Raw genomic sequence first — 6,246 nt, forward strand, 5'->3', positions numbered from 1 at the left:
TCGAGTCACCGTTCAAGTGTGGCACGAGTGACGGGCGCGCATCCATCCCGGCCCGTCACTCGCGGCAACCGTCAGGCCGGGACGCGCTCGCGCTTCGCCGCACCACCGGTGGACAGTTCCCCGAGGCGTCCGTTGCGGGCAGCCCACATCTCGAACCAGATGGTCATGAACGGCGGGATGCTGGAGATCATCGCCAGGGCGAGCGTCTTGAAGTCCCACTTCACCGCGCGGGCGGTGAACAACGCGACGAGCACGTAGATCACGAAGATCGCGCCGTGGATCGGGCCGAAGATCTTGACGCCGATCTCGGGCCCCTCCTCTGGCAGGTACTTGAAGGCCATGCCGATCAACAGACCGGCCCAGCTGATCGCTTCCAGGACGGCCACGAAACGGAAGCGCTTGGGCCACGAGCTGAGATCGAAGAAGTTCGCCATGGCCGCCATTGTGCCCGACAAACTACGACACCCCGTAGTTGAGACTCGTCACAGTCTCGACCACGGGGCGTCGTGAAGGAGTAGAGGCGAGGCGTCCCTACTTCTTGGGCACCCGCACGATCAGGGCGTCGCCCTGCCCGCCGCCACCGCACAGCGCGGCCGCACCGACGCCGCCGCCGCGGCGCTGCAGCTCCAGCACGAGGTGCAGCGCGATCCGGGCTCCGGACATGCCGAGCGGATGGCCGATCGCGATTGCGCCGCCGTTGACGTTGACCTTCGCCGGGTCGATGCCCAGCTCGGCCGTCGACGCGATGCCGACAGCCGCGAAGGCCTCGTTGATCTCGACGACGTCGAGGTCCTTGGGGTCGATGCCGTCGCGCTCACAGGCGCGGGCGATCGCACGCGCCGGCTGCGACTGCAGCGTCGAGTCCGGTCCTGCGACGACGCCGTGGGCACCGATCTCCGCGATCCACTCGAGCCCGAGCGCCTCGGCCTTCTCCTTGCTCATCACGACGACCGCGGCCGCGCCGTCGGAGATCTGCGATGCGGTGCCGGCCGTGATCGAACCGCCCTTCGCGAACGCCGGGCGCAACTTGGCGAGCGACTCGACGGTGGTGTCGGCGCGGATGCCCTCGTCCTCGGTGACGACGATCGGCTCACCGCGGCGCTGCGGGATGGTGACCGGCACTACCTCCTCGGCGAACAGGCCGTCCTTCCAGGCGCGAGCGGCGTTCTGGTGCGAGGCGGCCGCGAACGCGTCCTGCGCCTCCCGCGTGATGCGCTGATCGTCGTCCTGGTTGCGCTGCTCGGTGAGGTTGCCCATCGGCTGGTCGGTGAAGATGTCGTGCAGGCCGTCGTAGGCCATGTGGTCGCGCAGCGTGACGTCGCCGTACTTGAAGCCCTCGCGGCTCTTCTCGAGCATGTGCGGGGCCCGCGACATGGACTCCTGGCCACCGGCCACCACGATCTCGAACTCTCCAGCACGGATCAACTGGTCCGCTAAGGCGATCGCGTCGATGCCCGACAGGCACACCTTGTTGATCGTGAGGGCGGGGACGTCCATCGGGATGCCCGCGGCGACGGCGGCCTGACGCGCCGGCATCTGCCCGGCGCCCGCGGTGAGAACCTGGCCCATGATCACGTAGTCGACCTGCTCGGGCGCCACGCCGGCCTTCTCGAGTGCGCCCTTGATCGCTACACCGCCGAGGTCGGACCCCGAGAGATCCTTCAGGGATCCGAGCAGCCGTCCGACGGGGGTACGGGCCCCGGCAACGATGACAGAAGTGGTCAAGATTCCTCCAGCGGTCGATCCTGGTCGGGTCGGCGGCCTCAGCCGTGACCCGGCGCGAACAGTTCAAACGGTAGCGCTACCGTCTGATACATGACATCTTCCTCCCCCAGCACCGCCCCGAGCGGACTGACCTCCGAGCTCGTGACCGCGATCGACCACGTCGGTATCGCGGTGCCGGATCTCGATGCTGCCATCGCCTGGTACGGCAAGCACCTCGGCATGGTCTCCCTGCACGAGGAGGTCAACGAGGAGCAGGGCGTGCGCGAGGCCATGCTCGGCTACCCGGGCCAGGTCGCCGGCGCCACCGCGATCCAGCTCCTCGCCCCGCTGAACGAGAACTCCACGATCGCGAAGTTCATCGACCGCAGCGGCCCCGGCCTCCAGCAGCTCGCGTTCCGCGTCACCGACATCGACGCGATCAGCACCCAGCTTCGCGCCGACGGCGTCCGCCTGCTGTACGACGCTCCGCGCCGGGGCACCGCGAACTCGCGCATCAACTTCATCCACCCGAAGGACGGCGGCGGAGTGCTCATCGAGCTCGTCGAGCCTGCCGCCGACGGCGGACACTGATCGGGTACTTCCCGACGGGTCCGTGGCGTGGGCCCGGTGTGACGATCCCCCGCCCACGCCACGGGCACAGCGCCGGCCTCCCCCGGTAGATTGGCAGGCATGGCCTACGACCGCGGCATGCCGTTCACCATCGTCCGCAAGGGATACGACAAGGACGAGGTTCGGCGATACTTCGACCGCTTCGACACCGAACTCCGCCTCATGGCGACGGACCGCGACGCGGCGGCCGCGCAGGCACGTGAGCTGGCCAACCAACTCGAGGACGCCCGGGACGAGATCGACGAACTGCGTCGCGACGTCGACCGGCTGTCGGTCCCGCCCACCACCGCGGAGGGTATGAGCGAGCGCATCTCCCGGATGCTGCGCCTGGCGTCCGACGAGGCGTCCGAGGTGCGCGCCAAGGCGGAAGCGGAAGCAGCCGAGATGCTGTCGGTCGCCGAGCAGGAGAGCGAACGCCTCCGCAAGCTCTACGAGACCAAGACCGAGGAACTCGAGAAGCGGCGCGAGGCGCTCGAACGCGAACACGAACAGACGATGCAGGCCGCCCGCACCGAGGCCACGCGGATCGTCCAGGCCGCACAGGCCGAGAGCGATCGTCTGGCCGCGGAATCCGAGGCCAAGCGCGTCCAGGTCCAGCAGGACTTCGAGATCACGATGGCCGAGCGCCGGGCCAAGACGATCGCCGCGATCGAGGAGCTCGAGACGACGAGCAAGGCCGAGGCCCACCGCCGCCTCACCGAGGCGAGCGAGGAGGCAGCCCGACGCGTGCAGGTCGCGACGGAGCAGTCCGAGCGCAAGATCGCGCACGCCAAGGAACTCGCCGAGGAGCTGCGCGTGCTGCGCGGCCGAATCCTCGCCCAGCTGTTGGGCATCCGCGGCCAACTCGATTCGGTGCCGGCGATGCTGGCGTCGGTCAACCGCGAGGCGGAGTTGCTCGACAACGTCGGAGCCGCCGACACCGACTCGGAGTCCGAGAGCGAGGCTGCCACCGAGCCCACGGACGACGACGAGGTGCCCGAGACGGCCCCGGCAACGTCCTAGGCGCGGACGGCCTGGGAGGAGCGTCGGGCCTCCAGGAACAGGGTCGGTCTAGGACCAGCGTCGGGTCAACCCACGTGTCCGACGCCCCGCCCAACACCCTGTGTGCCAGTGCCGGCGGTCGTCGGCGCCACCGGGGTCGGCCGGCCACGCGACGACGTGCGCGACACCCGGGCGCACCTCTTGGTCGCATCCCGGGCAGCGGTAGCTCTTCGTCGCCCGGGCCCCGGGAATCTGACGCACCATGAAGCGCTCGTCGTCGTAGCCCGCGGGACCGGACTCCTCGCGGGCCAACGCGTCTCCGAACAGACTGCCGCCGCGGCTCTCCCCTGACGACCCGCCGGATCGGCGCTGAGACTTGTGGGACTGGTTACGGCGCGGCACTCCCCCAGTCTAGGTGGCGTCCTCCGCGCAATCCTTCCTCGCTCAGAACAGCCGGAACTCGGTGCTCTCGGTTCCGCGGAGCGCCTCGTAATCGAGGACGAGGCAACGGATCCCGCGATCGGTGGCGAGCGTCTTCGCCTGCGGCTTGATCTGCTGCGCCGCGAACACGCCGGTGACCGGCGCCAGCAGTGGGTCGCGGTTCAGCAGTTCCAGGTAGCGCGTGAGCTGTTCGACGCCGTCGATCTCACCGCGGCGCTTGATCTCCACCGCCACCGTTGCGCCGTCCGCGTCGCGGCACAGCAGATCCACCGGTCCGATCGCGGTCATGTATTCACGGCGGATGAGGCTGTACCCGTCGCCGAGCGTCTCGACGTGCTCGGCCAGCAACTCCTGGAGATGCGCCTCGACGCCGTCCTTGACGAGACCGGGGTCGACGCCGAGTTCGTGGCTCGAATCGTGCTCGATCTCCTCGATGGTGATCCGCAGTTCCTCGCCGCCCTTGTTGGTCACCACCCACAACTGCTGTTCGGCGCCATCCGGGCCCGCACCGTCGGTGGTTTCGGAGAGCCAGCAGGGTGGGCTCATCCAGTTGAGCGGCTTGTACGCGCGGTCGTCGGCGTGGATGCTCACCGACCCGTCCGCCTTTATGAGCAGCAGTCGACGGGCCATCGGCAGATGGGACGTCAGACGACCGACGTAGTCGACACGGCAACGAGCAATGACAAGACGCACTCCGCCCACCCTAGTGGATCGAATCGGTCTACTCTCGAACGACTATGGACCCGCGCCGATCCGCCTCCACGCCGCTCGGATCCCGCCTGCTCGGAACGCCGTCCGAGGCGCCACGAATCCGGCGCATCCGGGTCCAGACGCTCTTGACGACGTCGCTGCTCGGCGCCAACCTGGTCGGCGCCGCGGTGGTCGCAATCCTCGTGACGTACGTGGTCCCGGGCCCGATGATGCTGGACGACGAGTTCCGCTTCCTCAACTTCGTCTTCGTTCCCGTGTACCTGGCGGTTGCGCTGCTCGTCGGCACCGTCAGGGGGACAAGACGCGCGCTGCACAGCCTCGAATGGATGATGCAGGACCGCACCCCGACCCGAGCTGAACAATTGGCGGCTCTCACCATGTCGTGGCGGTTGACGAAGATGCAGATCGGTCAGTGGACGATCGCCCTCGTCATCCTCACCACGTGCTACGGACTGGTCGAGCCGGAGGCGATTCCCAAGGTGGCCTTCACGATCGCCTTCGGCGGGCTCACCATCTGCGCGTTCAGTCACGTGTTCAGCGAGTTCGCGCTGCGGCCCGCCGCGGCCCGCGCGCTCGCCGCAGGAACCCGGCCCAGGATCCGGCTGGGCGGCGTCGTCGGGCGCACCATGCTTGCGTGGATCCTCGGCACGGGCGTACCGATGACGGGTCTCGTGATCGTCGCGATCTTCAGCTACTTCAACCGCGAGACCACGCGGGAGCAATTGATCGTGGCCATCGTCGGCCTCGGTGCCATCACGTTGATATTCGGGCTTCTGCTCATTCTCCTGTCGGCGCGCGCGACGGTTGCCCCGATCCGCGCGGTGAAGGCCGGCATGAGCCGCATCGAGGAGGGCGACCTGGACGCCGCGGTCGTCGTCTACGACGGCACCGAACTCGGCGAGCTGCAGTCCGGTTTCAACCGGATGGCCGACGGTCTGCGGGAGCGGGAACGGATCCGCGACCTGTTCGGGCGGCACGTGGGCCACGACGTCGCGGAGGCAGCGCTCGTCGAGCCCCCGCGTCTGGGCGGCGAGGAGCGTGAGGTCGCCATCTTCTTCGTCGATCTCGTCGGCTCCACCGAACTGGCCGCGACCCGACCCCCAGGGGAGGTCGTCGACCTCCTCAACCGCTTCTTCGAAGTCGTCGTCGACGAGGTGGATCGTCATGGTGGGTTCGTCAACAAGTTCGAAGGTGACGCGGCGCTCGCTATCTTCGGCGCACCCCGGGATCTCGACGACGCCGCCGGGCATGCCCTCGCGGCGGCACGCATGATTCGACGACGCCTCCTCGCGGAGGTCCCCGAGTGCTGCGCGGCCATCGGTGTCGCCGCCGGAACCGCCGTCGCCGGCAACGTGGGTGCGCGAGAACGCTTCGAATACACCGTCATCGGCGACCCGGTCAACGAGGCCGCGCGACTGTCCGAGATCGCCAAGAACGAACCCGGCCGTCTGCTTGCATCGATGACGACGGTCGAGCGTGCCGGCACGAGCGAGGCAACGCTGTGGACGGCGGGCGACGAGGTGGTGCTCCGCGGACGCTCGCTTCCCACGCGCCTGGCGCATCCGATCGCGAAGACATCTCGGGGCGGGTCGCGTGACACGGTCTCGGATACTTCCGCCGTGTGATCGCAGCCCCTCATCCACGCAATGGCCGTGCCGTAGAGAATGGATGTGAAATGCCGGAAGGCCCCCACCAATGCTGGTGGGGGCCTTCCGGTTAACGGGTGTTCGGCGGTGTCCTACTCTCCCACACCCTGTCGAGTGCAGTACCATCGGCGCT

At 68.4% G+C, this 6,246-nt stretch carries 7 protein-coding genes; 3 read left to right on the forward strand and 4 right to left on the reverse strand.

All coding sequences use genetic code 11. From position 1 onward, the window contains the following. Positions 1-71: 71 nt before the first annotated feature. Positions 72-443: a DUF3817 domain-containing protein gene (locus A6I89_RS18250; RefSeq protein ID WP_044990824.1), complete on the reverse strand. Its 372-nt coding sequence runs from the start codon at positions 441-443 to the stop codon at positions 72-74. Between the two features lie 88 nt (positions 444-531). Next, the gene (locus tag A6I89_RS18255; protein ID WP_022595212.1) at positions 532-1,725 is read right to left on the reverse strand and encodes an acetyl-CoA C-acetyltransferase; all 1,194 of its coding nucleotides are present in this window, start codon (positions 1,723-1,725) and stop codon (positions 532-534) included. Between the two features lie 90 nt (positions 1,726-1,815). Here A6I89_RS18255 and mce point away from each other — a divergent pair, with 90 nt between their 5' ends. Together mce and A6I89_RS18265 are read left to right on the forward strand one after the other, a co-directional pair. Beyond that, positions 1,816-2,295: a methylmalonyl-CoA epimerase gene (gene mce / locus A6I89_RS18260; RefSeq protein WP_005513989.1), complete on the forward strand. Its 480-nt coding sequence runs from the start codon at positions 1,816-1,818 to the stop codon at positions 2,293-2,295. A 99-nt stretch (positions 2,296-2,394) separates the two neighbouring features. Next, the gene (locus tag A6I89_RS18265; RefSeq protein ID WP_022595208.1) at positions 2,395-3,336 is read left to right on the forward strand and encodes a hypothetical protein; all 942 of its coding nucleotides are present in this window, start codon (positions 2,395-2,397) and stop codon (positions 3,334-3,336) included. 48 nt (positions 3,337-3,384) lie between these two features. Here A6I89_RS18265 and A6I89_RS18270 read toward each other — a convergent pair whose 3' ends face one another. Both A6I89_RS18270 and nucS read right to left on the reverse strand, forming a co-directional pair. Next, the gene (locus tag A6I89_RS18270; RefSeq protein WP_013415638.1) at positions 3,385-3,717 is read right to left on the reverse strand and encodes a hypothetical protein; all 333 of its coding nucleotides are present in this window, start codon (positions 3,715-3,717) and stop codon (positions 3,385-3,387) included. Positions 3,718-3,759: 42 nt separating this feature from the next. Continuing rightward, positions 3,760-4,449: an endonuclease NucS gene (gene nucS / locus A6I89_RS18275; protein WP_022595206.1), complete on the reverse strand. Its 690-nt coding sequence runs from the start codon at positions 4,447-4,449 to the stop codon at positions 3,760-3,762. Between the two features lie 44 nt (positions 4,450-4,493). On the opposite strand from nucS, the gene A6I89_RS18280 reads away from it, so the two are divergent. Beyond that, positions 4,494-6,092: an adenylate/guanylate cyclase domain-containing protein gene (locus tag A6I89_RS18280; RefSeq protein ID WP_005513993.1), complete on the forward strand. Its 1,599-nt coding sequence runs from the start codon at positions 4,494-4,496 to the stop codon at positions 6,090-6,092. Positions 6,093-6,246 lie beyond the last annotated feature (154 nt).

The organism is Prescottella equi, from assembly GCF_002094305.1.
Classification (GTDB): domain Bacteria; phylum Actinomycetota; class Actinomycetes; order Mycobacteriales; family Mycobacteriaceae; genus Prescottella; species Prescottella equi.